Raw genomic sequence first — 24,705 nt, 5'->3', positions numbered from 1 at the left:
CGGGAAGAAGCGACGCACGTCAAGCGAAGGAAATTACGCTGAGTGAATCTGCTACTTCGCCGAGTCAAGATAACGCTTCCAGTTCTCGAAGAGCCGCGCAACATTCTGCTCATGTGAGTGCGCAGCCGGATCATACCCATCAGAAGCTGGCATGTACCTGACAAAGCTCTCCAGAGACTCCGGGTAATCAAAATCAGCGTAGATCCTCTCAACCTCTCCGAGCGGATCAGCAATCTCATCGCGCTTAGCGTAAGCGTCCGCGAGAAATGCAACCAGCCATCTTCTGAAAATCTCATCCTCGTTTGAGTTCTTGTCGAATGCCGCCAACTGCGCAGCTACGCTATTACGCTCATCGGGAAAAGCCCCTTCAAGTCTTTCAATCAAGGAGTTCAGATTGAACTTCTCTTCCAGTCCCTTCTGCTCCGACGCGCAGTGCTTCGCAACCTCAAAGTCAATCAGATGGCGCCCCAGTGCCCACGCCACCTCGGTCTGACTCCAGGGCCCATAGGGTTGAATACAGTCATACGTTCTCATGTAGACACTCACTTCTTGTTTGGTATTCCGTTCATGCTGCCACCTTCCACAAATCTTTGATGGGTCAAGTCGCCAGCCTTGTCGACTATGTATTCAAACCGACCAGCCTTTCCATTGAGTTCACCGGGTAGCTGAGTCAGAGTGCGAACCACGCCGTCGCCTCCTGTCAATGGAGTATGAACACCTGCTTCTGCAGCGGTCTCTCGCATAAAGGTCGCTGAATTGTGCCCAGCGTCCGCTTTGAGTGCACTTCCAACAGGCCGGGAATTCAAAAGTGCCCGACCTTCTGCACTCAGAGCTTTGGATGCCGCAACACCTGCTCCACCGGCACCTGTAACTCCTGCGATATCAGCAGCGATACTGGTAGCTGCCGATACGACACTTGGATTGGCCATCGCAACCATGCCAGCTTCGATCAGCACTGGGGCAGCCATTGCCGCTGTAACGGCGATTGCGGCCGGTCTCATCGGCTCGTATACGGCGCCATTTCCGGCAGCAATATCTCTCCGATGCTGCTCAACGAATCGCTCTGCGGCCTGCCTTCCATCCGCATCGACGAACCTGTACGGATTCCCGTTCGCGTACCGATACCGATTGAACTGCTCAACTGGCATTTGGTGAGCGGTAACTGGGTCTACCGACAGAAACACGCCCAATTGTGGATCCATGTAGCGCTGTTGCATGTAGCTCAGCCCTGTAGCCGAGTCGCTCACATGTCCGGCGTACCCAGGTCCATCCGTGACCTGACCGCCTACCACGGCCCCGTAGGGTTCGTAGTCATATCGCTTGATGACGTTGCCGTTGGCATCGCTTTCCGCCACAACCGAGCCGAGGGCATCAGTGTGAATGTATGTGATCGTTGTCTGGGCGATTGCGGATGGTGACAGGCCAAGGCCCATCAGCAGCACGCAGCACAGCCAGACGCCTATGGCACCCAGCTTGCGAGTTCGATCTTCAAATCCCCCGAGGCGGGTCGACACACCGCCTGCAGTTCCCCCGAACCTGCGCATCATTCCAATCCATGAAAGAGCCTTGAAGCAAGGCTTGGCATTCATAGCACAGGAAGGCAGTCATCGGAGTCCAACTCCAGGACTGAGGCCAGAGGGACCATTCTGAATTGGACCAGGCCCTTGGCTATAAACCTCTCGAGGGATTGAACGGCTACCGGAAGCGCATGACTGCCCGCCATGGGCTGGTACTACTGAAGCAGCCGATCAGCGGCCCGCATTACCAACAGCCATGCCGGTCAAACGAAAAGCCCCGACCAACGCCGGGGCTTTTCATCAGAACGGGGCCGGAAACAGGAACCGAACCAAAGATCTATGCCTTACGCGGTGAACAGCGCCTTCATCTTCTTCAGCGCGTTCGCTTCAACCTGGCGGATACGCTCAGCCGACACGCCGTACTCGTCGGCCAGTTCCTGCAGCGTCACCTTGCTGTCGGCATCCAGCCAGCGGCGGCGGATGATGTCGCGCGAACGCGCATCCAGCTCGGCCAGGCCTTCGCGCAGCAGCTGCATCTGGTTGTCTTCGCTGTCGGCACGTTCGTAGGCCATCGACGGATCTTCGTCGTTGGCAACCAGGAACGCGGCCGGCGACGGCGGCGCGTGTTCGTTGTCCTCGTCGGTCGGTGCATCGAAACCGATATCGCGACCGGACAGGCGCGATTCCATTTCCATGACCTCGCGCTCGGACACGTTCAGGTCCTTGGCGACGGCGCTGACTTCCGCCGCGTTCATCCAGCCCAGGCGCGTCTTCGACTTGCGCAGGTTGAAGAACAGCTTGCGCTGCGCCTTGGTGGTGGCGACCTTCACGATGCGCCAGTTCTTCAGGATGAACTCGTGCATCTCGGCACGGATCCAGTGCACGGCGAAGGAGACCAGGCGCACGCCCATGTCCGGGTCGAAGCGCTTGACCGCCTTCATCAGGCCGATGTTGCCTTCCTGGATCAGGTCGCCCAGTGCAAGACCGTAGCCGTTGTAGCCGCGGGCCACGTGCACCACGAAGCGCAGGTGCGAATGCACCAGCTCGCGGGCGGCGTCCAGATCGTTGCCGTCGCGGAAGCGACGGGCCAGGTCCTGTTCGTCATCGACCGACAGCACCGGGATCTGGTGCACGGCACCGATGTAGGCGTCCAGCGAACCGAGCGCACTGGGAATCGGGAGATTGTTTGCCACAAGGGCAGTAGAGGTGTTCTGGCTCATAGGCACCCATCTTAGCAGTCCGGGATTTGGACTGCTAAAGGAGGAAAAAGTTCCAGCATCCTATTGATGCAACACTGGTCCCAAACAGAGCCCTACCGTAGCGCGATTTGATGACAGTGGCGAGCGCGCTTTTCGGGATTCACAATCCCTTGGAATTCAATCAATTACCTGCCGGAAACCGGCCGATTCCGGTCAAGGTTAGCTGAACAGGCCGTCCCCGGACGCCCATTCAGGGCCGGAAACGTTGCCCGGCGTTCAGCCCCGGACCGGCACCGCCGCTCAGAGCGCCGAACGCGGCGGCAGCGACCAGTCGACCGGGGCCTGGCCGCGACGCTGCAGGTACTCGTTGGCCATCGAGAAATGCCGGCATCCCAGGAAGCCACGGTGGGCCGACAACGGCGACGGGTGCGGCGACTTCAGCACGCGATGGCGACGGGTATCGATGACCTTGCCCTTCTGCTGCGCATAGGCGCCCCAGAGCATGAACACCAGGCCTTCGCGCTCGCGGTTGAGCACGTCCACCACGTGGTCGGTGAAGCCCTCCCAGCCACGGCCCTGGTGCGCACCGGCCTTGCCCTCTTCCACGGTCAGCACGGCATTGAGCAGCAGCACGCCGCGCTGCGCCCACGGGATCAGGCAGCCGTGGTCCGGGCGCGGGATACCGAGATCGCTCTCGATTTCCTTGTAGATGTTCAGCAGCGACGGCGGCACCGGCACGCCCGGCGGCACCGAGAAACTCAGGCCATGCGCCTGGCCACGGCCGTGGTACGGGTCCTGGCCGAGGATCACCACCTTCACCTGCTCGAATGGCGTGGCATCGAACGCGGCGAAGATCTGCGGACCGGGCGGGAACACCGCCGCACCACTGGCCTTGCGCTGGCGCAGGAAGCTGGACAGCTCCCGCATCTGCGGCTGCATCAGGTAATCGCCGACATGCTGTTTCCAGCTCGGTTCCAGCTGGATCGTCGGGGTGCCGGCTACTTCATCCATCATCGAATCAGGGGTCCATCGTTCAATCGGGCCAGGCGCAGCTGGAACAGCACCTTGGTGACCAGCAGCCGTTCTTCAATCGGCTTGAGCACCAGGTCGTTGGCGCCGGACTGCAGCAGCCCGGTCTGGTTGTGCGGGTTGCCATCGCCGGTCATCACCAGCACCGGCAGGCGGCGCTTGCCGTAGCCGAAGTCCACGCGCACGCGCTGCACCACGTCGCGGCCGCTCAGCTCGCCCTTCAGGGTGACGTCGGTCAGCACCAGGTCGATGCGATGGCGGCTGCGGCCCAGCGACTCGGCGGTGAGCAGGGTGAACGCCTCTTCGGCGCTGACCACGTGCAGCACGTTCAACTGCTGTCGCTCAAGCATGCGCTTGGTGGCCTCGGCGACCACGCGGCTGTCCTCGATATAGAGGATGGTGGCGCCGGGAATGGTCTGCGGCTGCACATAGCCACGGACGAAGGTCGCCAGTGCCTCGTGGCCCAGCGCCTTGTCGAAATAGTCGGTGACGTACTCGGTGAAGCGGCGCTGCTCCAGGTGCTGCTGGGCATCGCCGGAGACCACGATCACCGGCACATAGGCCTGGCCCGCCGCTTCGCGCACCATCCGCGCCAGCGCCAGGCCGTCGCCATCGCGCAGGGTCAGCGAGGTCGTCACCAGGTCGACCGGGCCCTGCGCCAGCGCCTGCTGCGCGTCTTCGATGCTGTCGCAGCCGATCACCTCCACGCCAGGCAGGTCACGCTGCAGGACGTCGGCGATCAGCTTGCGGACCAGCTTCGACCCGTCGACCACCATCACCCGCGTCGCGGGCCCTTCAAGGTGCTTCAGCGCTTGCGGTTGCATGCCGGTCTCAGGTGTCGGTCGGGCGGGTCTGGCGCAGGAAATGGCCGGTCACCAGCCACGCGCCCAGCCAACCCAGCAGCAGCGTGCCGAGCAGGACCAGGCTGCCATGCAGCAGGTCCAGGCCATGCAGCACGAACGGGCTGCCATAGCTGCGCGAGAGTTCGGCCAGCGGCACGCGCAGGGCGGCGCCGGCCGCAGCAATCAGGGCCAGCGCCACCGCGCCGGCACCCAGTCCATACCACGCGCCCAGGTACAGGAACGGGCGGCGAATGAAGCCATCACTGGCGCCGAGCAGCTGCAGCACGCCGATCTCTTCGCGACGCGCCTGGATATCCAGGCGCACGGTGTTGCCGACCACCAGCGCGGCGCCCACGCCGAGCAGTACCGACAGCACCTGCACCAGCCGTGCGCCGAACGCCAGCCAGGCATCCAGACGCTGGCGCCACAGTGCGTCGTGCTGCACCAGGTCGGCCTCGGGCAGGCTCTCCAGCGCGCGCGCCAGGCGTGCGTCGTCCTTGCCCTGGCCCGGGGTGATCACCAGCAGCGAGGGCAATGGATTGTCGTTGAGTGCGTCGATCGCCTCACCGAGGCCGGCATCGCGCAGTTCCTGCAGGCCCTGCTCGGGCGTGCGCACGTTCACTTCGGCCACGTCGTCGCGGTCGCGCAGCTGGCCGGCCAGGCGCAGTGCGCCGGGACCATCGACGTTGCCCTTCAGGAACACGTTGATGTCGCGCGACTGCTGCACGCTGCCGGCGAACTGCTTGAGGTTGTCCAGCGCGATCGACAGGCCAAGCGGCAGGGCCAGTGCCAGCGCCATGACCATCACCGTCAGCAGGGTCGCCCACGGCTTGCGGCAGGCGCGGCCAAGGCTGAACACCACGCTGTGCACGTGGTGCTGGAACCAGACGCCCACGCGCGAGGGCGCGGCGGCTTCGCTGTTTTCGTTCTTCGCCATGCGTTACTCCGCCAGGTCCTGCGGCGAGATGTCATCCACCAGCCGGCCGTGGTCGAGGATCAGCACGCGCTTGCGCATGCGACGCAGCAGCGGCAGATCGTGGCTGACCACCAGCACGCTGGTGCCGCGCGAGGGCAGCTCGGCGAACAGGGCCATGATCTCCGCGGCCAGGGTCGGGTCGAGGTTGCCGGTCGGCTCATCGGCCACCAGCAGCTTGGGTTCGCCGACGATGGCGCGGGCGATGCCGACGCGCTGCTGCTCGCCGGCCGACAGCTGCGAGGGCAGCGCCTTCTCGCGATGGCCCAGGCCCATCCGCTCCAGCACCGAGCGCACGCGCTTGTTGATGTCGCCACGGCGGGTGCCGCGCAAGATCAGCGGCAACGCCACGTTCTCGGCGATCGAGCGGTCCATCAGCAGGCGATGGTCCTGGTAGACCGCACCCACCGCGCGACGGTGGCGGGGCACGTCGCCGCCACGCACCTTCAGCAGGTTGCGCTCGTCGAACACCACCGCACCGCGGCTGGGCCGCTCGTCCAGGTGGATCAACTTGAGCAGGGTGCTTTTGCCCGCACCGGAATGGCCGGTGACGAACAGCATCTCGCCCGGCGCGACCTCGAAGCTGACATCGGTCAGTGCCTCGTGGCCACCGGCGTACTGTTTGCTGACATTGTCGAAGCGCAGGACACTCATGCCCCGATTATGCAGGACCGGCGCGACGTCGTGGAGATGGTGGGTGCCACCGGCCCCGCCTGGTGGGTGCCGACCGTTGGTCGGCACACCTTTCAAAGCCACCCGACCAACGGTCGGGTGCTACCCGCTGATCGGCAGTACCGATCAGTTGCCCGACAGCATCCGGCGGATCTTGCGGCCAATGCGGGTCAGGAACGAATCACCGGTATCAGCGGCGGTACGCACCGGCTTGGCCACCACCTGCACCGGGGTGACCGGGCTGGCGCCATTGCCGGCAGCGCTCTGCACGCCCTCGGCACCTTCGACCGGACGGCCGTGGCGACGACGACGGCGCTTGCGCGGCTTGTGCTCGCCGTCCACCGCACCTTCCGGTGCGCCTTCGGCGCGCGGCGGGCGCGGCGGACGCGGGGCCTGGGCAACGGCGCCTTCGGCACCGGCGGCCGGGGCGGCAGCGCCTTGTTCGCCCTCCACGCGCGGCTTGCGCGGGCCACGCGAGCGGCGCTCGCCGCTGCGCTCACCGTCGCGACCACCACGGCCACCACCGCCTGAACGGCCGCCACTACGGCCACCGCCCCGACGCTCTTCCTCGGCGGCGCGGGCTTCGCGCGCTTCGCGGAAGATCTGGCCGACGCTTTCGTTGTCCTCGCCTTCCTCGCCTGCTGCGGGGGCCGGGCGTTCCGGGCGCGGCAGCGGGGTCAACAGTTCCTTGGTCACCGGCTCGGACGGAATCTTCTGCTCGATATAGGCCTCGATGTCCGGCAGGCCCATTGCATAGCGCTCACAGGCGAAGCTGATCGCGTCTCCCTCTTCACCCAGGCGCGCGGTACGACCGATGCGGTGCACGTAGTCTTCGGCATCGAACGGCAGGTCGTAGTTGTAGACGTACTTGATGCCGTCGATGTGCAGGCCGCGCGCAGCCACGTCGGTGGCCACCAGGATTTCCAGCTGGCCCTTCTGGAAGCGGTTGAGCAGGCTCTCACGCTTCTTCTGCGGCACGTCGCCGGACAGCACGCCCACGCGGTAGCCGGCCTTTTCCAGCGAACGCGCCACACGCTCGACGAACACCTTGGTGTTGACGAAGACCATGGTGCGCGCGCCTTCGCTGCGCGACAGCAGGCCCAGCAGCAGCGGGATCTTCTCGTCGTCGGCCGGGAAGTAGATGCGCTGGCGCACGCGCGCGGCGGTGATGGTCTCGGCTTCGACCACCAGCTTCTGCGGCTCGTTCATGTGCTCGTAGGCCAGCTCCAGCACGCGATGGCTGAGGGTGGCACTGAACAGCAGGGTCTGGCGGGTGGTGCGCTCGGGCATGCGGCGCAGCAGGAAGCGGATGTCCTTGATGAAGCCCAGGTCGAACATGCGGTCGGCTTCGTCCAGCACGCAGATCTCGCAGGCGTGCAGCGACACCACCTTGTGCTGTTTCACGTAGTCGATCAGGCGGCCCGGGGTGGCGATGATCACGTCCACGCCCTGCTGCAGCAGTTCGCGCTGCTTGTCGTAATCCACGCCGCCGTAGACCAGCGCGAAACGCAGGCCCAGATCGGAACCGAACTTGACCGCATCCTTGTGGATCTGGATGGCCAGTTCGCGGGTCGGGGCGAGGATCAGCGCGCGCGGATCTTCCGGCTTGCGGTCGGCCAGGGCCGGACGCGTCAGCAGGCGGTTCACGACAGCGACCAGGAAGGCCAGGGTCTTGCCGGTGCCGGTCTGAGCCTGGCCGGCAACATCACCACCGGGCAGCGCGACGGGCAGGGTCAGCGCCTGGATCGGGGTGCAACGGGTGAATCCGGCTCCTTCAAGACCGGCCTGCAGGGCCGGGTGCAGCTCGAAGGAGGAAAAGGTCAAATCGGTCAGCGGTTTGTCGCTCATGAGTCCGTCTTGGTATGGCCGCCGGCCCGTGGGGCGGCTGGCACTTCAGCGTCTAGGGGCACCGTCGCAAACTGCGGCCCCTGCGGCGGGTTGGCAGGCTGGGACCACCCGGTCCGTGCGCCGCACAATGCCCCAGTTTAACGCACTCGGGCCAGCAAACCGGAATGACCTGTCTCATAAAGTCAAGAGACGGCGCCCTTCACCCAGCCACACCGGACTTGAACGGCCCTGCCAGGCCCGCTGGTGTCGCCCACTGCCAGCCCCATGTACAGGAAGACAGTGAAATCCGACACATACCCGGTATCGAAGCGATCACGATACGCTGGGTTCCAGCCGGCGCCTGTCCCTGCCCTGCGATAGGGGTACACTGCCGGCCGTGAGCGTCCAGGCATCCCGCCGAACGCACCGCGGCAGTGCGCCGCGAGGCAACGACGAGGGTCGCGCCACCGGGCATGGCCCAGTTCACCCACCTCCGGCATGGCCGGGTGCAATCCAAGACGAGAAACCAAGATGAGCGACAAGGTTGTACATGTCGGCGACGCCGACTTTGATAGTGCAGTGCTGAATTCCAAGGAACCGGTGCTGGTCGATTTCTGGGCCGAGTGGTGTGGCCCGTGCAAGATGATCGCCCCGGCGCTGGACGAGCTGGCCGACGCCTACCAGGGCCGCGCCAAGATCGCCAAGGTCAACGTCGACCACAACCGTGCGCTGGCCGCCAAGTACCACGTGCGTTCGATTCCGTACCTGGTCGTGTTCAAGGACGGCGAGAAGGTTGGCGAGCAGATCGGTGCGGTGGGCAAGGCCCAGCTGGCCGGCCTGCTGGACAAGGCCCTGGCCTGATTCCTGCTGTTCTCCGGCAGCCGCCGACCGCGGCTGCCGGCGGGCGCCCCGCGCCCATGATGAATGCTGTTCCCGGCAGCCCTTGCACGGCGCCGCAGGCCGATGATAGTGTCGGCATATCCGGCCGCGTTCGCGTGCCGCACCCTCTGGACGCAGTTTCCTCCAGACCCATTCCCAACGTTCGCCGCCCCAGCCGGGCGCTCGCACCTTCAAGCGAGGAATAACGCTCTTGTCCGATAACACTTCCGAAACCGGCAGCGCCGATGCGCCCGCCGAAAAGCGCGTGCGCAAGCCCCGCGTGAGCAAGGCCGCCGCCCCGGCAGCCGCCGAAACCAGCGCCGCTCCGGCGCAGCCGACCCTGCCGCTGGCCGCCGCGCCCGAGGCACCGGCTGCTGCCCCCGCACCGAGCGCGCCCGCCGCCGAGGCCCCTGCCAGCAGTGGCGGCGGCGAAGGCGGTGAGGGTCGCGAATCCGGCCAGCCGCGCCAGCAGAACCACCAGGGGGGCGGCCAGAACCAGGGCCAGAACCCGTACAACCAGAACGGCCAGCAGGGCCAGGGGCAAGGCCAGGGCAACCGCCGCGACCGCTTCCGCAACCGCCGCGACCGTGACCGCAACAACCGCTTCCGCGACGATGGCCTGCCCAACGACGGAGGCGAGCAGCAGCCGTTCGTGCCGCGCCCGCACGCCAACGTGCCCGAGGGCTTCCCGGTCTACTCGCTGAGCGACCTCAAGCGCATGCCGGCACAGAAGCTGCTGGAAATCGCCGAGCAGCTGCAGATCTCCGAAGGCGTGGCCCGCGCCCGCAAGCAGGATGTGATCTTCGCCCTGCTGAAGGTGCTGACCCGCCACGGTGACGGCGTCGCCGCCGACGGCGTGCTGGAAATCCTGCCGGACGGCTTCGGCTTCCTGCGCGCGGCCGAAGCCAGCTACCTGGCCGGCCCGGACGACACCTACATCTCGCCCAGCCAGATCCGCCGCTTCAACCTGCGCACCGGCGACCACATCTCCGGCCGCATCCGCTTCCCGAAGGACGGCGAGCGCTACTTCGCGCTGAACATCGTCGACACCATCAACGGTGAGCCGATCGAAGCGTCGAAGAACAAGGTGCTGTTCGAGAACCTGACCGCCCTGTTCCCGCGCCGCCGCTTCACCCTGGAGCGTGGCAACGGTTCGTCGGAAGACATCACCGGCCGCATCCTCGACCTGATGGCCCCGCAGGGCAAGGGCCAGCGCTCGCTCATCGTGTCGCAGCCGAAGGCCGGCAAGACCATGATGATGCAGCAGGTCGCTACTGCCATCACCACCAACCACCCGGACGTGCACCTGATCGTGCTGCTGATCGACGAGCGCCCGGAAGAAGTGACCGAAATGCAGCGCACCGTGCGCGGCGAGGTCATCAGCTCGACCTTCGACGAGCCGGCCGCGCGCCACGTGCAGGTGGCCGAAATGGTCATCGAGCGCGCCAAGCGCCTGGTCGAGCACAAGAAGGACGTGGTGATCCTGCTCGACTCGATCACCCGCCTGGCCCGTGCCTACAACAACGTGGTGCCGAGCTCGGGCAAGGTGCTGACCGGTGGCGTGGACGCCAACGCCCTGCACCGCCCGAAGCGCTTCTTCGGTGCCGCGCGCAACGTGGAAGAAGGCGGCAGCCTGACCATCATCGCCACCGCGCTGGTCGACACCGGCTCGAAGATGGACGAGGTGATCTACGAAGAGTTCAAGGGCACCGGCAACAGCGAAGTGCACCTGAGCCGCCGTATCGCTGAAAAGCGCGTGTTCCCGGCCATCGACATCAACCGTTCGGGCACCCGCCGCGAAGACCTGCTGATCGAGCCGGAACTGCTGCAGAAGATCTGGATCCTGCGCAAGCTGCTGCATCCGATGGATGAAATGGCCGCGATGGAGTTCCTGCTCGACAAGATGAAGAACACCAAGTCCAACGACGAGTTCTTCGGTTCGATGAAGCGGTAAACCATCGAAAAGCACGTGAGAACAGGGCCTTCGGATTTCCGGAGGCCCTTTTTCTTGGCGGAATGCGCAGGGTTGAGGGCATGGCGAAATCCATGACTCTGACCACCAACCTTGACCACCAGACAGCTCAATGCCCCTCCATCAGGACGGGATATGAGCAAGAATCGCTATCTGCAACGCCTTGGGCACTCTTGGTACGTCCGTATCAAGGTTCCAACCGCACTACGCGGAATCGTAAAAAGCACACACATCCGGCGTGCGCTGAACACACGCGACCTGGATGACGCAAACCGCAGGAAGTGGGCGGTCATCTCTCAGGTGCATGAGCACTTCCAAGCGCAGGCCAGTAATCCGAACCTTGGTCTGGCTCTTGTCATATCTCCCTCTAGAGCTATTGAGCAAGATGCGGCCCCATCTCCCGCGCAGGTCAACTCGCAGAATCTCCGCCCCTCAGCCGGTCTGGATGCGCTTTCAGAGGAATGGGCCGCAACTAGCAACCTCAAGACTGTTCGGTTTCAACGACAGCAGGCTTACAAAGAGTTGCGCTGCTACTTGGGTAACAACCGAAGCCCTACGGCTGTCACCGGCGCTTTGGCAGCCTCGTATGTCGATGAATGCCTACTTGAATCCAAGGACAGCCCCAGCACTCGTAGACGCAAGCTCAGTGCCCTAGCGGCATTCTGGGAATGGATGAGCAGTCGATGCTATCTGCCCAAAGGTACCAATCCTTGGAAGGGCTTCCGCATCCGTGCGGAGGACTCATCAAACACGCCCAAGAAGCGTCCGTACACAATGCAAGAGCTGGTCCAGCTCTTCTCAGGAGAACCTAGCTACCCAGCACTTCGGGAGGTGATGGTACTCGGCCTGTATACGGGCGCCCGAATTGATGAAATCTGCTCGATCAAACGCGGGGATGTTCGCGTGGAAGATGGCTTCGTGTACATCCATATCTGCAAGAGCAAGACAGCCGCCGGTACACGCACGCTGGCAATCTGGCATCCCATTGCTAAGGGACTGCTGATGCGACGCCTCAAGCAAAAAGAAGCAAAGGCAGCCCAGCTATTTCCTGAACTGAAGGGGGGAGGCTATGACAACAAGCTCTCTTGGCGTGTGGGTCAAGCTTTCCGCTATCACAGAAACGGACGCGGACTAACCGGGGCAACCGATTTCCACTCGCTACGCAGGACGTTCATCACTCGCCTAGAGAACCTCGGCGTAGACCAGGTCCGCATTGCGAGGTACGTCGGACACTCGCTACCCACTCTCGCCTTCCAGCTCTATAGCGGAGGCGCTACTGAGGCCACGCAGGCAGCGACAGGGCAAATGATTGCTTACCCAAAGGAAGTCGAACAGGCAATTACAGCCTTCATCGATTGCGTTGGATAGAGACGAGTTCCGTCGTTCAGGGACCGCCGAATCTACACGCTCCGGAAGCCGCCCTAAATAGTCCAAGGCGAGATGCTTTTCTGCCTCCTGCAGTCATGGCCTTTGGCGTGGTTCTTGTACATCGAATCCTATGCGAATCAGCAACATGGGATTCTTTTAGCGTGTCCAATGTTCCCAGCTACACCTGACCAACAACAGAAAAATCACTTAACGGAGAACACATTTTGAACACTGAACAACGCATGCGACTAGCTGATGGATACATTGCACACCTCTCGGACATGAAACCCGAATACTTCGTAACTTTGACCTATCGACAGCCTCAAAGAGACCAAGCTGCCGAGATAGGCATGAGAGGATTCGTGCTCAAGCTGCTCAATAGATTGCCGAAACGTGTACGAAAGAACTTTGGAGGACTGGTCTGTGCTGAGCGCCATACCGATACCAAGTTCGAGGGTACATACCACTTCCACTTCCTACTCTGGGGCCTGGACGGTGCGATGACCGAACCATTTGTTTGGCTCCAAGAGAACGTGCGAAGAGCTGCCTCAGAGCTCTATCCAAGACTTCCAGGTCCAAAGTGCGATTGCGAGGAAGCGGCAAGGAACAAGCGTCCCAAGACATGCAGAGGAGGACTGAGTTGCCGTGGACCTCAGTTGTCAGGACCCAACTGGGTCGACGTCCAACGAATTGAGTTCACACCTGAAGTCGTCCATGAGTACAGCATCGCAGACATCCGCAGAGTAGACCGGCCAGCGGGGGCACAGCTAATGCAAATTGGCCCAAGCGGGGTCACGGGAACTTTGCTGCCGGGAGGACCACTATGAACTTCAATGCATTATTCACTTAGAACAATGATGTCCCAAGGCCACGGCTCACGATACTGAATTGCCAAATGCTCATCCATCACTAGCGAATAAAGCTCAATCTTGTAGTCTTCCGCTTGCTCCCACCCTGCTGCCAGCTGCCTCGCTGACGTCCTATCAGGAACAACTATTCGGGCAATGTCAGGCGTGAAGGTCACCTCATCAGCCAAGACACGCCACTCGCGCTCCCAAGTGAAGTCGACAGGTTGGTCGATGTCTGGCTCATATCTCACATGACGCCACTGCATATGGTCTGAAAGTGTTTCGTACTCGGAAGCAGGCCCATATATGACAGGGCGCCCACCAAGTCCGAACACGTATCGCTTATCGAACATGATGCCAAATGGTGAATAGCGAGAGTAGCCATTGTCATTCACTAGACGGCCGGCTATTCCTTGAAGCGGCGACTCCGTGAAACAGACGCAGCCATGCCCGCCCCGCACATGACCCCGGCCCCCAAGAATTCTTCGTTCAGAGACTATCCTTTTCAGGACACCTATGGCGTCCTGGTCGTCGGTGCCCTTGGTAAAATGAACCAGATAACGGGAGATGTCGGGACGACTCAAACGCGATTCCTCGAAGCTGAAAAATTCAGCGCCATCTGAACGAAGATTGCTAGATGGCGCTCTGAATAACCGCCACAAGGCCCGTGATTGCACCTAGGATGCCAGTTAGTGCAGAAAGCCACACGGTAAGCTGTGCTCGGCTTTCGTGCCGCGCCTTCTGCTCTTTCCGTATTTCTTCACGAAGGGTGCGAATGCCTAGGTCCGTCAAGTACCAGCGCCCCGTTTGGCTACCTTCATACCATTGGTCGGATAAGCTGCCATCCGCACTTCGGACATGTGGCACGGGCACTCGTAGTCGATTGGCTTTGAGCCGAAGCTTCTTAGTTAAGTGGTCATCTTCTTCTTCCTGCTGCAGTTCAAGCTCGAAGCGTCGAGTGGATTCGAGATAAGCAACCTTTTCTCTGTCCTTGGCTTGGCGAGCATTGGTCAGTTCTCTTGCATAGTCGTCCTCGATTAGCGACCTGGACCACGCCAAACGGGTACCAGCAGGCAGAAACCTATGAACTAGTCTGTAGAGGCTGGGCATATCTGAGCCTATCCAGCTGAAGCTGACAGAGTTTTGGAGACAGTCGTCATCAGGTCTGCGAGCACTCGTTAAGGCCTCTAGCCACGACGCGGCGGCGGCGGCGGAATGTATCCCTTCCCAGGAGTGCGCAGTCCACCGTCACCGGGCCTTCCTGACGGAGGACGTTGTGGTGGCGGAGTCGGTGGTCGATTGGGAGGATTGGACGGATTCTTGTCGGACATGCTGTTTTCCTTGTGAGGACAAATTTACGTATATGAAGGCTGCCATGAAGCAAACGCCTGTGACGAAAAGGACTGCACCTAGAGCGTTGAGGTTCCCTGTTATGCGAGCGAAGATTCCCCCTGGAGTATTGCTATAGATGGACCCGTCATCGCACTGACGAATTGCCTGCCGCAATGCAAGGTGGCTGAAGAAGTAGGACGAGAGAATTGCCAGAGAACTAAGTCCCCAACCTACCCAAGATAGCAAGAGCAGAATGGGCTCAAGTATCGCGTCGGGGCCAACGATGTCCTTCACAAAAACGAAGGAGATGCCGAGCGCTCCCCCAGAAAGAGACAAAACGGCTTTGTCAAAGTCATCCTGAGCCTTCTGCTCGGCCGCAATAAGCCACTGCCTATACTCATTGGGAGGGCGCTTGGCGGGCTCGCACGTGCTGTCGTCAGCTGCATTCATCGTTCAACACCCCCAGGCCATACAACAATGACCCTGACGCCAATATGCTCTGCGTACTTCACGACATCACCAGTGCCGCCGAGGCCGCGCGCGCACTTTCCATCCCAAGCAGCGACAAGAATATCGCAATGTTCGACGATATATTTTCCCGCCGCCATGTAGGCTTCTTCCGAGGGGCTGTTGAACTCTAGAGTTGTAGTCCTTGTGGCTTTCCCAAGCAAAATCCCGTACTCAAGCCGACTTTTTTCATCAAATGTCGTCTCGTATTTCTGGGAAGGTACAACGACCTCAAGCTCTCCATTCCACTCAAGTACTGCACGAGCGAAGAGGTGGTCCCCTCCTTCTGCCAGGGCACATACACCAACTACCTCTCCGCTCTCAGAGAAAATTTTCTCCAACTGCCTTTTAAGCAGTACTGCTGCTACCGTTGGAAGGTCTTGGTGTCCCGAGAATCCAATCTTCATAGAGCACCCCGAGCAGCAATTCGCCAATAGTGACGACCAAGGCGAGTGAGACGACAGCTTAGGCTGTTAATTGCCGCGTAGTACATATGCTCGTTGCCGACTGGCTCCAATAGCTTGGCCGCTCGAAGCTTCTGTAGCATCGAAAAGACCTCTTCATGCTCTGGATGGTCTGGCTCTGCGTCCGGCTCATAGCTTGGGTCGAGAGGCAGCTCGTAGCTCTCTGTAGGAAAGATGCTTGGAAGCCTTCTCAGAAGTGGGAGCGGGACGGCGGGCTCGCATTTGCGCAGAGCATTCAGTCTCTCAAGGTTGCTCTTGAAAGTTGGCCGCTGACTCCAAGCTCCCAACGATTCGCTGAGATACGAATACGCTGTCGCTACTGTCACGTGACCAAGTACATCAGACGCGCCGCCGTCGAGGGCGCCGCCAAGATAGAAGGAGAACACACCCTGCCCGTTGTTCTCCCCTGCCGGTTGGTCGGCTCTGCTTGCTGAAAGGATGGCAACTCCCGGACGAAGAAGCGACAAATCCCCGCCAATGACACCTGTTCCTCCGGCGCCACCGGAGAAGCAGCAGTCGAGGATGATGATTACCTCGCCAACCTTTGATTCGCGCACCTGGGATAGGATTCTGGAGAAGGCGACTCCCTCATCTCCAGCCTGTCCATCGGTCGTGCACAGAGTGACATCACTGGCTTCCGCTTGGCCGTGGCCCGCGAAATACAGCACAGCAACATCTGCGCCTGGAGCCAGCAATGCCACGATGTTCGACATGAGCTCAGCCTTAGTCACTCTAGACCTGTCGCTCGTGACGGAAACTACTTCAAAGTTCGGCGAATTATCCTCATGTCGCTCAAACATAGGCCGCAGTGCATCAACGTCGTTTACGCATCCTCGCAATGGCGTGAAGTTGTCGTAGTTGTCAATTCCGACAAGCAGTGCTCTGCGCATCACAGCCCTTCAATGAACTTCTTGATGCCATCCCATGACCACTCAACAATCGAGTAGCCAGCCATGAAATCAGGCTTAGTGCGGTCATTGGTGTAGGCCCAAACTCCGAGAACTGGCTTTCCTTCTTTGCGAGCGCAAGCGACCTCCCACTGTTGTCCAGTGGACTTCAACGAGTTGCTGCTGATAAGGGCGATTACGCCGTCTGAGCGTCGGATGCGAGTCTCGACTTTACTCTTCCAATCCGATTCGTAGGCTTCCTTCACTGACATGTCGACGTATTCGAACGGGCAGTTCGTGAGAAGTGACTGCCCTTTCAAAAAGTCCCGCATCCGCTCATCTTCGATTGCGAAAGCGACAAAAATGACCTTCTTACCCATGTATACAACTCCCTTTGACGTACATCGTGTGAACTGCCTTTTCGCAATACTAAATTTTTCCTGAACGCATTCCAAGTCAAATTCTATACATCTTGGGACGGCCTCCCGCCCGTTCCAAAATCCATGCCAGAATGGTATTCTCACAACATCTAAACGTTATGAGACGCCGATGGAAATGATTGGCTATGCACGTGTCAGCTCAGCGGGCCAATCGCTCGACGTTCAGTTGGACAAGCTGGGCAAGGCGGGGTGCGGCAAGGTCTACCAGGAGAAGCGCTCTGGTCGCCAGGCCGAGAACCGCCCTGAGTTGCAGGCAGCCTTGGAGTATCTGCGCGATGGGGACGTGCTGGTGGTATGCCGCCTGGACCGCATGGCCCGGTCAGTACTGGACCTTGCAAAGATTGCTGACCGTCTGAGGCAGAAGGGGGTCAGCCTACGAGTGCTCGACCAGGGTTTGGATACGACCACCTCAGAGGGCAAGCTTATGTTCAACCTTCTTGGAGCCTTTGCAGAGTTCGAGGCCGATATCCGAGCTGAGCGCCAACGAGATGGCATCGCGCTCGCTCAGCAGAAGGGCACCCAGTTCGGCCGCAAGAAGGCGCTCACGAGTGCACAGGAGGAACGCATTCGTAGGCTGCGGGCGGAAGAAGGGTTCAGTATTGAGCAACTGGCTGAGCGCTTCTCCATCAGCCGTAGCAGCGTGTACCGTGCCCTACAGGCCGGCACTACGGCTTAAGGACTTCAAGAAGAGCTTCACGCTTCCTGGCTCGGAGCGCTCGAAAGCGAACCAATAAGGCCTCTTCCTGCGCATTGGTGGCGCGCAGCTCGCCTTCCTTGGTAGCCGCAGGCTCGGCTACGGCGCTCACTCTGCCGCAAATGAGTTCGTCCAAAGACCTGTTCAAGGCGTCGCGCAGGTCAACCAGAACGCGGAAGCTAGGGGTTTCGCGCCCATTCTCCCAGGCCGAAATCGAAGCCTTGGTGACACCGATGGCAAAGCCCAGTTGCTCCTGTGTCAGGCCGGAAGCTGCACGCGCTTCCCGCAATCTATCGCCAAAGCTCTTCATGTCGATTGCCTGCTGAACTAGGCAACCAAAATATGGAGAGTCCGCACCGCTGTCGTTCGGCCACGCTTGACTCCACATGTTCGGAATATCCATACTTTCGGCGTGTGGGCAGCCCGAACAAGCTAACCCGGTCGGAGCATTTAATTGTTCGCGCGGGAAGGTGTGCTCGGTTGTGTCCCTAAGCCCTTGCCCAGGAGGAATTAGAGGCGGCTGACTAGACCGTAAGGTGCTTGTGAGTCAGTCGAAGCTTGCTAGGGCGGGATGCAGTCATCATTCGATTAGGGGACATCTGTGAAAAGGAATGAGCCGCCCTCTGACAGTAACGGAACGTACGCGCTGCCCGACCACATACGTAAGAACCTAAAGAGGCACCAACGGCACGCACCGGGCATGACATGCCTGGAGTGCGGATACGCCGGTCTCATGGGCATCAAATCCAGTTTGAAGCCGTGGTACGCGACTTGGTGGGGAAGCACGCTTCTCTCAACCGCAGCAGCATGCGCCGCATTTGTCCTGTTCGGTGGCATAGGAGTAGCGGCTGCATTCATTGTTGGTGCCGTGGTCAGCGGACTGTCAATGTCTGGAAGCCGTGACATCTACTCCTGCCCGAACTGCGAGGCAGACCTTCAACGCCGCTAGGCGAGTCTCTCTTCTCTTAGAACATCCTCTGCGCCAAAGGAGAACCATGCGCCCCGCTCTCCCCATCTGCACCGCCCTAATTCCAATCCTCCTCGCTGGTTGTGACCAGCTCACGGCAATGGGTGGCCCAAGTGAAATGGTCTCATTCGGATTCGTCAGGCCCACGTCATGCGAGCGGCGCGGCCCTGTCAGCTTCAACTGCGTGATGCGCAATCACATGAGCGCCCCTAGAGAGGCCAACATGGAGTGCGTAGGTTTCGACGGTCAGAAACGCATGGTCGGCAGACCCAAGAATGTGCACGCAATGATGGGCGTTACCTTGATGCCAGGAGAAGAGCGAGTTGCCACTATCTTCTATGAGAAGGGGGTCACCAGCTTGGTGTGCGTAGACGTGAAGGACAGCATCCCAACGTTCAACAAGGTGGAAGAGCTGATTGCCGACCCTAACGCCAAGGACATAACCTCAGTTCTTGCCCTGTAGCGGGCAAGTGAGGCAGCGGAGACCAAAGCAGCGTCCGAGCTAAAGGCTCAACAAGTTTGGCCTTTCGCGGCTTCGCGCAGGTAGGGACTCCTCTCAACGAGGAGCGTAGCTGCTCAGCGAAGCTCAGAAACCATGTTCTTACATTCATTGCATTCAAGGACAACTCATATGCTGACCCGGCTCGCTATTGTGGCCTCCCTAGCAATTGTCCCCCTATCCTCGCCAGCACAGGGGCTTCTCACCGTCACTGGTCAGTGGGAGTACCACGACGCATCCCGTATGGAAACGGACGAAGGACTCAACGTCTGCTTTCAGCTGGATGCCGCCTCGGTGGCGCGGAATCCACAGTTGCAACAGTTGGGAGGTGCCTTGTGCCTGTCAAACCCCTCGGAAGCAGCCGAGCTTCTTGGGGTCGTACCGACCGGGCAGAAGCCAGGATGCAAATACATAGCAAAGGGAACGGCCAGCGTTGTGCTAGCCAATGTGAAGTTGCTGCCAGAAGATGAGATGTATGACGAGCGCATTGAAGCCCGTCTCATGCAGGTAAGGGTGAATCGAGTGACCTCCCCACTTGGCAGTGACTGTGACCGACGTGCCGATGCATCAAAGGGGTTCACCTCAGTCTACGACGTTATCTCTGCGCTGAGGTCTCATCCAAGCTATGCAGGGACATCACCGTCGGACTTCGTGCGCATAGATGCCAGCACCGGGTTCGCCGAACTCGATGCAAGCACTCAGATGTGGCTACCGCCTGGCTCCTCGAACACGCTGGTGACCCACTACGAAGGCAACTCAGGCTTGCATGAGTTGAACGTCTATCGGTATGAGGATGGCAAGTGGCGCAACGTGAGCAGAGATGCCCTGCCTGGCTATTCCGAGAACGCCAGCCAGTTCAAGGGGACGAACTTCTATTTGGACAACCGAGGTGGCAAGCCTGTGGTGAGGAGTCTGCCAGGAAAGAAGGCTTGGCGCTTCTCTGATGGCAGGTTCGTACTGGAGGATTGACCCCCTCCAGAGCTTGAACCCGGACCTTGCACCCCAACAGGGCCTCATCTCGCCATTGCCCACTGGGCTAGCCGACCTGCGCACGGTGCTTCAAAAGCGTAATAGAACCGCAAAAAAGACTACGAAATCATGGGCTTGACTGTCTGAGAAGATGTGAAATCCTAAAGAAGCTCAGTGCTGCATCCGATGGATGAGATGGCCGCGATGGAATTCCTGCTCGACAAGATGAAGAACACCAAGTCCAACGACGAGTTCTTCGGTTCGATGAAGCGCTGATCCACGGCGCTGCATCGGAAGAAACCTGCCGCTCGCTGCGGCAGGTTTTTTTTTGCCTGCAGGGCGACGCACTTCACTTCGCCGCCGCCCACTTTTGGCGATAATCCGCCGGCCCCTGCCCGGCCCTGACGGCCTGGCCACCGATTCCCGCTGTCGCCCCTTCCGGAGAACCGGTCGGGTCCAGCCTCCTGCCGGATCCGTCGACGCATGCGAACGCTGTCTCCCCGCCTCAACCTGGGCAAGCTGATCCTCGCCCTGGCCCTGCTCAGTGCCATCATCGCCCTGGCCAACACCCTGCTGGCCAGCTACCGGGTGCAGCGCGACCAGCTGGTCGGCAACACCCTGGAAGCCAACCGCGTCTATGCCACCAAGCTGGCCGAGACCACCCAGAACTTCCTGCTGGCTGCGCAGCAGCAGCTGGCCTATGCCGCGACCCGCCTGGGCGAGCACGACCTCGATCCGAAGCAGGCCCAGGATGAAGCCAGCCGCCTGCAACTGCAGTCCAGCAGCTTCAACTCCTCGCTGGTGGTGGACGCCGACGGCCTGGTGATCGCCACCTCGCCGCAGACCCTGCAGCTGCAGGGTGAGGTGCTGCACAGTGTCGGCAACAACGCGGCACTGGCGGCGCGCCAGCCGATGATCAGCGATCCCTACCAGTCGGCTACGGGCAAGCTGCTGGTGTCGCTGTCGCACCCGATCTTCGACCGCCAGGGTCGCTATCGCGGCTATGTAAGCGGCACCCTGTACCTGCGCCAGCGCAGCGCACTGCACACGCTGCTGGGCAAGCACTACTACCGCGACGGCTCCTACCTGTACGTGGTGGACCGCAATGGCCGCCTGCTGTACCACGCCGATGGCAAGCGGGTGGGTGACTACGTGGTCGGCAACCCGGCGGTGAAGGCCGTGGTGCGCGGGGAGCGTGGCGCACAGCAGGTACGCAACAACCGTGGTGTGTCGATGCTGGCCGGCTATGCGCCGGTGGCGGCCACTGGCTGGGGCATCATTGCCCAGCGCCCGACCGAGGCCACCCTGCAGCCGCTGTCACGGTTGATGACCGCGGTGATCTGGAATGCGATTCCGCTCGGCCTGCTGTCGCTGCTGGTTACCTGGTGGTTCGCGCGCCGCATTTCGATGCCGCTGTGGCAGCTGGCGCGCAATGTGCAGGGCGGCGAGGACACCGGCAATGCGATCAACCATGTCAGCGGCATCCGCGCCTGGTACTTCGAGGTCGCCCAGCTCAAGCAGGCCGTGCTGCACAGCTTCAATGCCCTGCAGGATCGTATCGGCACGCTCAACCGTGCCAGCCGCACCGACCCGCTGACCGGCCTGCTCAACCGCCGCGGGCTGCAGCAGGCGCTGGACGCGCTGCAGGTGCAGGGCATTCCGTTTGCGATCCTGGCGCTGGACATCGATCGCTTCAAGTCGATCAACGACAGTTACGGGCATGACGTCGGCGACAACGCCATCGTCCACATCGCCGACCAGATGCGCCGCTACTCGCGCGACAGCGATATCCTCTGCCGCGCTGGTGGCGAGGAATTCCTGCTGCTGCTGCCGGGCATCAGTACTGAATCGGCCCGTCAGGCCGGTGAACGCCTGCGCCAGCACATCGCCGACCATCGGTTCGAATCGGTCGGCACCATCACCGTATCGCTGGGCGTGGCCCACTTCCCCAGCTTCCATGTCGACGCCGAGCAGGCATTGCGGCTGGCCGACAAGGCGCTGTACATGGCCAAGGAACAGGGCCGCAACCGGGTGGTGGTCTACCCGTACGCCGACTGACGCGGAGCCGGGCTGCCCGGCTCCGCAGCGGGTCTCAGCTCTGTTGCAGCGGGGTCAGCAGGCGCAGGCCGGGCTTGGCGCCGTCCACCATGTAGACGCCGCCTTCCGGCAGCAGATCGCTGCCGGCCTGCTCGACCGGGTCGGCCTCGTGCCACGGCACGCTCTGCCGCGGCCCCGGAATGAAAGCGCGCCAGCGGCCATAGCGTTCCGCCTCTGCATTGGGATCATGGTTCAGGGCGAAGTTCACCGGGATGCGAACCGTCCAGCTGTCCCGGGTGCTGTCCTCGCCGGTGGTCGGTGGCTTGAAGGTCCAGGTGCGGGCGGTGCTGACGCTGGCTCTGGCCAGGATGTCGCGCATCTTGGCCAGGGTCCGCTCGGACGCGACCACAGCCATGTTCACCTGCTCGGCGGCCACGTCGGCCACTGTTCCGTCACGCGCCACCTTGACCAGCAGCAGCACCTCACCCTGGCCACCGTTACGGTAGGCCGCCTCCGGGTAGCGCGGCGGTGTCATGTGCAGCGGGGTCACCGAACCAGTGGCCTCAGGATCGTACTCGCTGAAGTCGACACTGGTCATGCTGATTTCATAACCGCCGTCGGCCGCAGCCTTGCCGCGCAGGCGAACGCGCAAAGGGGCCCTCGTGGCCACCGCCTGGCCATCACGCAGCGTGGGCTCGAAGCGCCAGCCACCGATGGTGCCTTCGACGAAGGAGGCGATGCTCGGGGCGACCATGGCTTTCTGGTCCAGCACCAGCGAACTGACCGCGCCCTCCGGCGTGACCTCGATATGACCGGACAGCACCATGCTCATTTCCGCAGTCGCACGTACAGCGCGTGCGGTCTGCGCAGTGGCGTCACCTGCAAGCAGGGGGGCGCCGGCACCGACGGCCAGCGCGAGGGCGAGAAACAGTGGAGAACGCATCATTGCCGGATCCTTGGTGATGAACAGCGAGCGTACCTCAGTCCCAATACCCATGACAGCCGGCTCAGGCCAGCCGGTGTGCACCCGCATAGGGCGGCGTATCCGGATAGTCCCCTCGTGCGAAGCGTTCCTGCAGGCCCTGCCACCAGCCCGGGTCGAACAGGTGCCGGTAGTGCTCGCGCACGGCTGCCAGCTCCGTAGCCGGCAGGCCCATGAATGGACCGAAGCGCTCGGGAAACACATCGCGCGGGCCAACATGGAACCAGGGCTCGTCGGCCATGGCCTCCTCCGGCGTACGCGGCTGCGGCCACGCACGGAACACGCAGTCGCTGACCAGGCACAGCTCGTCATAGTCGTAGAACACGGCCCGGCCGTGCCGTGATACACCGAAGTTCTTCGGCAGCATGTCACCGGGGAAGATGTTGTTGCGCGCCATGTCGGTGATCGCCTGCGCGTAGTCGAGCACCGCTGCACGTACCGCCTCCCCGCCCTGCTCGCGCAGGTACAGGTTCAATGGACGGAAACGGCGCTGCACGTAGCACAGTGCGATCTCCACCTCATCGCCATCAACGCGTACGCTCTGCGCGCACTGCTGCAGCAGTTCGTCCAGCAGGGCCGGCGCGAAACGCGCGCGCGGAAAGCGCAGATGACGATAGGGCTGCGCATCGAGCAGGCGGCCGACACGATCGAGATTGAACACCAGCGCGTACTTCTCTTCCACCTGCTGCCGCGACATCGCCTTGGGCCACGCGAAACGGTCGCGGATCAGCTTGAACACCAGCGGATAGCTGGGCAGGGTGAACACCGCCATGACCATGCCCGGCGTGCCTTCGGCATGCACCAGCCGCTCCTGCGGGTGCTCGTTGAAGTGGCGGAAGAACGTGCGGTAGCGCTCGGTCTTGCCCTGCTTGGCACGTCCCAGCACCGTGTAGATCTCATCGATGGGCTTGCCCGGCAGCAGGCTGCGCAGGAACACCACGGCATCGCCCACCGTACCCAGATCGGCCTGGAAGTAGCTGCGCGACACGCCAAACAGATGGGCAACATCACGGCGCCGGGTCAGCACCGCATCGGCACGCAGGCCGCGCGCGTCGTTGACCAGGGCAATCACGCAGGGTGAGAAGCGGTGCTCGCCGAATACACGTCCAACCAGATAGGCGCGGCGCTCGCGGTAGAACACGGTGTCGAGCAGTTCGATGCTGCGTACCGGCGTGTCCCCCCAATGGGCGAGGTCGTCCTGCAGGCGAACGGCGATGGCCGCCGCGCAGCGCAGCTGGTGCACGTACGGAATGTCGAAACGATAATCGGCCAATACGCGTTGCAGGGCCTCCACCGGCCGCGTCGGCGAGACGGCATAGGTATGGCGCGCGACGGGATGGGTGATTGCATCGGAAGGCTCGACGTCGAAAGCAATGAATTCCAGCGCCGGGTCCACGCCGCGGGTAGCGAACAGGCGCCGCGACAGCGTGTTGTAGAAGGTCTTGTACAGCTCGGCGTCGATCAGGCCCTGCAACAGCGCGCTGTAGCCAGCGTGCACCTGCAGCCACAGCGCGCGCTCGCCGATCGCGTCACCGGCGAGGCGGCGCAACGCATCCATCTGCTCGGCGATGCACAGGTCGTAGAGGGCGATGCGCTCGACTGCATCCTGTCGCGCACCGGCCCAGTCGCGCTGCTCGAAGCGCTGCCGCGCCCGCGCGGTGATCGCCGCGAAGCGGGCATGGTACTGCTCGAAACCATCGCGGATGGCACCGGCGATACGCGGCGCCAGCTCGGTAGCGATGTCAGGCTTGGACATGCATGGCTCACCCGGGAGGACCGGCTTTACCATACGCTGGCGTGG

At 61.7% G+C, this 24,705-nt stretch carries 23 protein-coding genes and 1 pseudogene; 8 read left to right on the top strand and 16 right to left on the bottom strand.

Annotation, left to right across the window (positions count from 1 at the left end; all coding sequences use genetic code 11):
* Positions 1-51: 51 nt before the first annotated feature.
* The 8 genes from N5D45_RS05100 to rhlB all read right to left on the bottom strand — a co-directional run bounded on the left by N5D45_RS05100 (position 52) and on the right by rhlB (position 8,080).
* On the bottom strand, positions 52-483 hold the full coding sequence (locus N5D45_RS05100) for a DUF2247 family protein (RefSeq protein WP_158003716.1): 432 nt from the start codon (positions 481-483) through the stop codon (positions 52-54).
* Between the two features lie 59 nt (positions 484-542).
* Positions 543-1,514: an RHS repeat-associated core domain-containing protein gene (locus N5D45_RS05095; protein WP_239519187.1), complete on the bottom strand. Its 972-nt coding sequence runs from the start codon at positions 1,512-1,514 to the stop codon at positions 543-545.
* A gap of 347 nt (positions 1,515-1,861) precedes the next feature.
* Positions 1,862-2,737 carry an RNA polymerase sigma factor RpoH gene (gene rpoH, locus N5D45_RS05090; RefSeq protein ID WP_006473441.1) on the bottom strand — a complete coding sequence of 292 codons (876 nt, stop codon included), beginning with the start codon at positions 2,735-2,737 and terminating at the stop codon, positions 1,862-1,864.
* 279 nt (positions 2,738-3,016) lie between these two features.
* Positions 3,017-3,730 (bottom strand): uracil-DNA glycosylase, encoded by a 714-nt coding sequence (gene ung / locus N5D45_RS05085; protein WP_019338973.1) that lies wholly within the window; start codon positions 3,728-3,730, stop codon positions 3,017-3,019.
* The gene (locus N5D45_RS05080; RefSeq protein WP_019338974.1) at positions 3,727-4,569 is read right to left on the bottom strand and encodes a response regulator; all 843 of its coding nucleotides are present in this window, start codon (positions 4,567-4,569) and stop codon (positions 3,727-3,729) included. Before N5D45_RS05080 ends, ung begins: the two co-directional genes overlap by 4 nt.
* 7 nt (positions 4,570-4,576) lie before the next feature.
* The gene (gene ftsX / locus N5D45_RS05075; protein WP_010481047.1) at positions 4,577-5,524 is read right to left on the bottom strand and encodes a permease-like cell division protein FtsX; all 948 of its coding nucleotides are present in this window, start codon (positions 5,522-5,524) and stop codon (positions 4,577-4,579) included.
* Positions 5,525-5,527: 3 nt separating this feature from the next.
* Positions 5,528-6,214: a cell division ATP-binding protein FtsE gene (gene ftsE, locus N5D45_RS05070; RefSeq protein WP_005419728.1), complete on the bottom strand. Its 687-nt coding sequence runs from the start codon at positions 6,212-6,214 to the stop codon at positions 5,528-5,530.
* Between the two features lie 144 nt (positions 6,215-6,358).
* Positions 6,359-8,080: an ATP-dependent RNA helicase RhlB gene (gene rhlB / locus N5D45_RS05065; protein ID WP_010481045.1), complete on the bottom strand. Its 1,722-nt coding sequence runs from the start codon at positions 8,078-8,080 to the stop codon at positions 6,359-6,361.
* Positions 8,081-8,590: 510 nt separating this feature from the next.
* Here rhlB and trxA point away from each other — a divergent pair.
* The 3 genes from trxA (at position 8,591) to N5D45_RS05050 (ending at position 12,278) form a co-directional block, all read left to right on the top strand.
* Positions 8,591-8,920, top strand: coding sequence for a thioredoxin (gene trxA / locus N5D45_RS05060; protein ID WP_005411275.1), 330 nt, complete (start codon positions 8,591-8,593; stop codon positions 8,918-8,920).
* 229 nt (positions 8,921-9,149) lie between these two features.
* Positions 9,150-10,892, top strand: coding sequence for a transcription termination factor Rho (rho, locus tag N5D45_RS05055; RefSeq protein WP_029379723.1), 1,743 nt, complete (start codon positions 9,150-9,152; stop codon positions 10,890-10,892).
* Between the two features lie 153 nt (positions 10,893-11,045).
* Positions 11,046-12,278: a tyrosine-type recombinase/integrase gene (locus N5D45_RS05050; RefSeq protein ID WP_279938522.1), complete on the top strand. Its 1,233-nt coding sequence runs from the start codon at positions 11,046-11,048 to the stop codon at positions 12,276-12,278.
* Positions 12,279-13,116: 838 nt separating this feature from the next.
* Here N5D45_RS05050 and N5D45_RS05045 read toward each other — a convergent pair.
* The 5 genes from N5D45_RS05045 to N5D45_RS05025 form a co-directional block, all read right to left on the bottom strand.
* Complete coding sequence (locus N5D45_RS05045) at positions 13,117-13,710, bottom strand: hypothetical protein (protein WP_279938519.1); 594 nt, start codon at positions 13,708-13,710, stop codon at positions 13,117-13,119.
* A 49-nt stretch (positions 13,711-13,759) separates the two neighbouring features.
* Entirely contained in the window at positions 13,760-14,236 is a 477-nt protein-coding gene (locus tag N5D45_RS05040) for a hypothetical protein (protein WP_279938517.1), read from the bottom strand.
* Between the two features lie 668 nt (positions 14,237-14,904).
* Positions 14,905-15,372, bottom strand: a complete 468-nt coding sequence (locus N5D45_RS05035; RefSeq protein ID WP_279938516.1) for a hypothetical protein — start codon at positions 15,370-15,372, stop codon at positions 14,905-14,907.
* The gene (locus tag N5D45_RS05030) at positions 15,369-16,319 is read right to left on the bottom strand and encodes a caspase family protein (RefSeq protein ID WP_279938515.1); all 951 of its coding nucleotides are present in this window, start codon (positions 16,317-16,319) and stop codon (positions 15,369-15,371) included. The genes N5D45_RS05035 and N5D45_RS05030 overlap by 4 nt, the downstream gene beginning before the upstream one ends.
* A complete protein-coding gene (locus N5D45_RS05025; RefSeq protein WP_279938514.1) occupies positions 16,319-16,696 on the bottom strand; it encodes a TIR domain-containing protein in 378 nt (125 codons plus the stop codon). The genes N5D45_RS05030 and N5D45_RS05025 overlap by 1 nt, the downstream gene beginning before the upstream one ends.
* A gap of 169 nt (positions 16,697-16,865) precedes the next feature.
* Here N5D45_RS05025 and N5D45_RS05020 point away from each other — a divergent pair, with 169 nt between their 5' ends.
* Positions 16,866-17,432 carry a recombinase family protein gene (locus N5D45_RS05020; protein WP_279938513.1) on the top strand — a complete coding sequence of 189 codons (567 nt, stop codon included), beginning with the start codon at positions 16,866-16,868 and terminating at the stop codon, positions 17,430-17,432.
* Here N5D45_RS05020 and N5D45_RS05015 read toward each other — a convergent pair.
* The gene (locus tag N5D45_RS05015) at positions 17,422-17,760 is read right to left on the bottom strand and encodes a helix-turn-helix transcriptional regulator (protein ID WP_197598678.1); all 339 of its coding nucleotides are present in this window, start codon (positions 17,758-17,760) and stop codon (positions 17,422-17,424) included. The genes N5D45_RS05020 and N5D45_RS05015 overlap by 11 nt on opposite strands.
* A gap of 685 nt (positions 17,761-18,445) precedes the next feature.
* Between N5D45_RS05015 and N5D45_RS05010 the strand changes: the two genes are divergently transcribed.
* The 4 genes and pseudogenes from N5D45_RS05010 (at position 18,446) to N5D45_RS04995 (ending at position 21,943) form a co-directional block, all read left to right on the top strand.
* Positions 18,446-18,880 (top strand): hypothetical protein, encoded by a 435-nt coding sequence (locus N5D45_RS05010; RefSeq protein ID WP_265952182.1) that lies wholly within the window; start codon positions 18,446-18,448, stop codon positions 18,878-18,880.
* Positions 18,881-19,048: 168 nt separating this feature from the next.
* A complete protein-coding gene (locus tag N5D45_RS05005; protein WP_279938512.1) occupies positions 19,049-19,885 on the top strand; it encodes a hypothetical protein in 837 nt (278 codons plus the stop codon).
* A 137-nt stretch (positions 19,886-20,022) separates the two neighbouring features.
* Positions 20,023-20,161: pseudogene (locus N5D45_RS05000) on the top strand (transcription termination factor Rho); the annotation flags it as partial.
* A 207-nt stretch (positions 20,162-20,368) separates the two neighbouring features.
* Positions 20,369-21,943: a sensor domain-containing diguanylate cyclase gene (locus tag N5D45_RS04995; RefSeq protein ID WP_228354854.1), complete on the top strand. Its 1,575-nt coding sequence runs from the start codon at positions 20,369-20,371 to the stop codon at positions 21,941-21,943.
* Between the two features lie 34 nt (positions 21,944-21,977).
* Here the strand turns inward: N5D45_RS04995 and N5D45_RS04990 are convergent, their stop codons facing one another.
* Positions 21,978-22,868 carry an energy transducer TonB gene (locus N5D45_RS04990; protein WP_279938511.1) on the bottom strand — a complete coding sequence of 297 codons (891 nt, stop codon included), beginning with the start codon at positions 22,866-22,868 and terminating at the stop codon, positions 21,978-21,980.
* A gap of 61 nt (positions 22,869-22,929) precedes the next feature.
* Positions 22,930-24,660: a bifunctional isocitrate dehydrogenase kinase/phosphatase gene (aceK, locus tag N5D45_RS04985; protein ID WP_057502416.1), complete on the bottom strand. Its 1,731-nt coding sequence runs from the start codon at positions 24,658-24,660 to the stop codon at positions 22,930-22,932.
* Positions 24,661-24,705: the final 45 nt, after the last annotated feature.

Source organism: Stenotrophomonas sp. GD03819 (assembly GCF_029841665.1).
Lineage (GTDB): Bacteria > Pseudomonadota > Gammaproteobacteria > Xanthomonadales > Xanthomonadaceae > Stenotrophomonas > Stenotrophomonas geniculata.
Note: the sequence above shows the minus strand (reverse complement) of the source record. Positions and strands in the feature narration are given on the sequence as shown.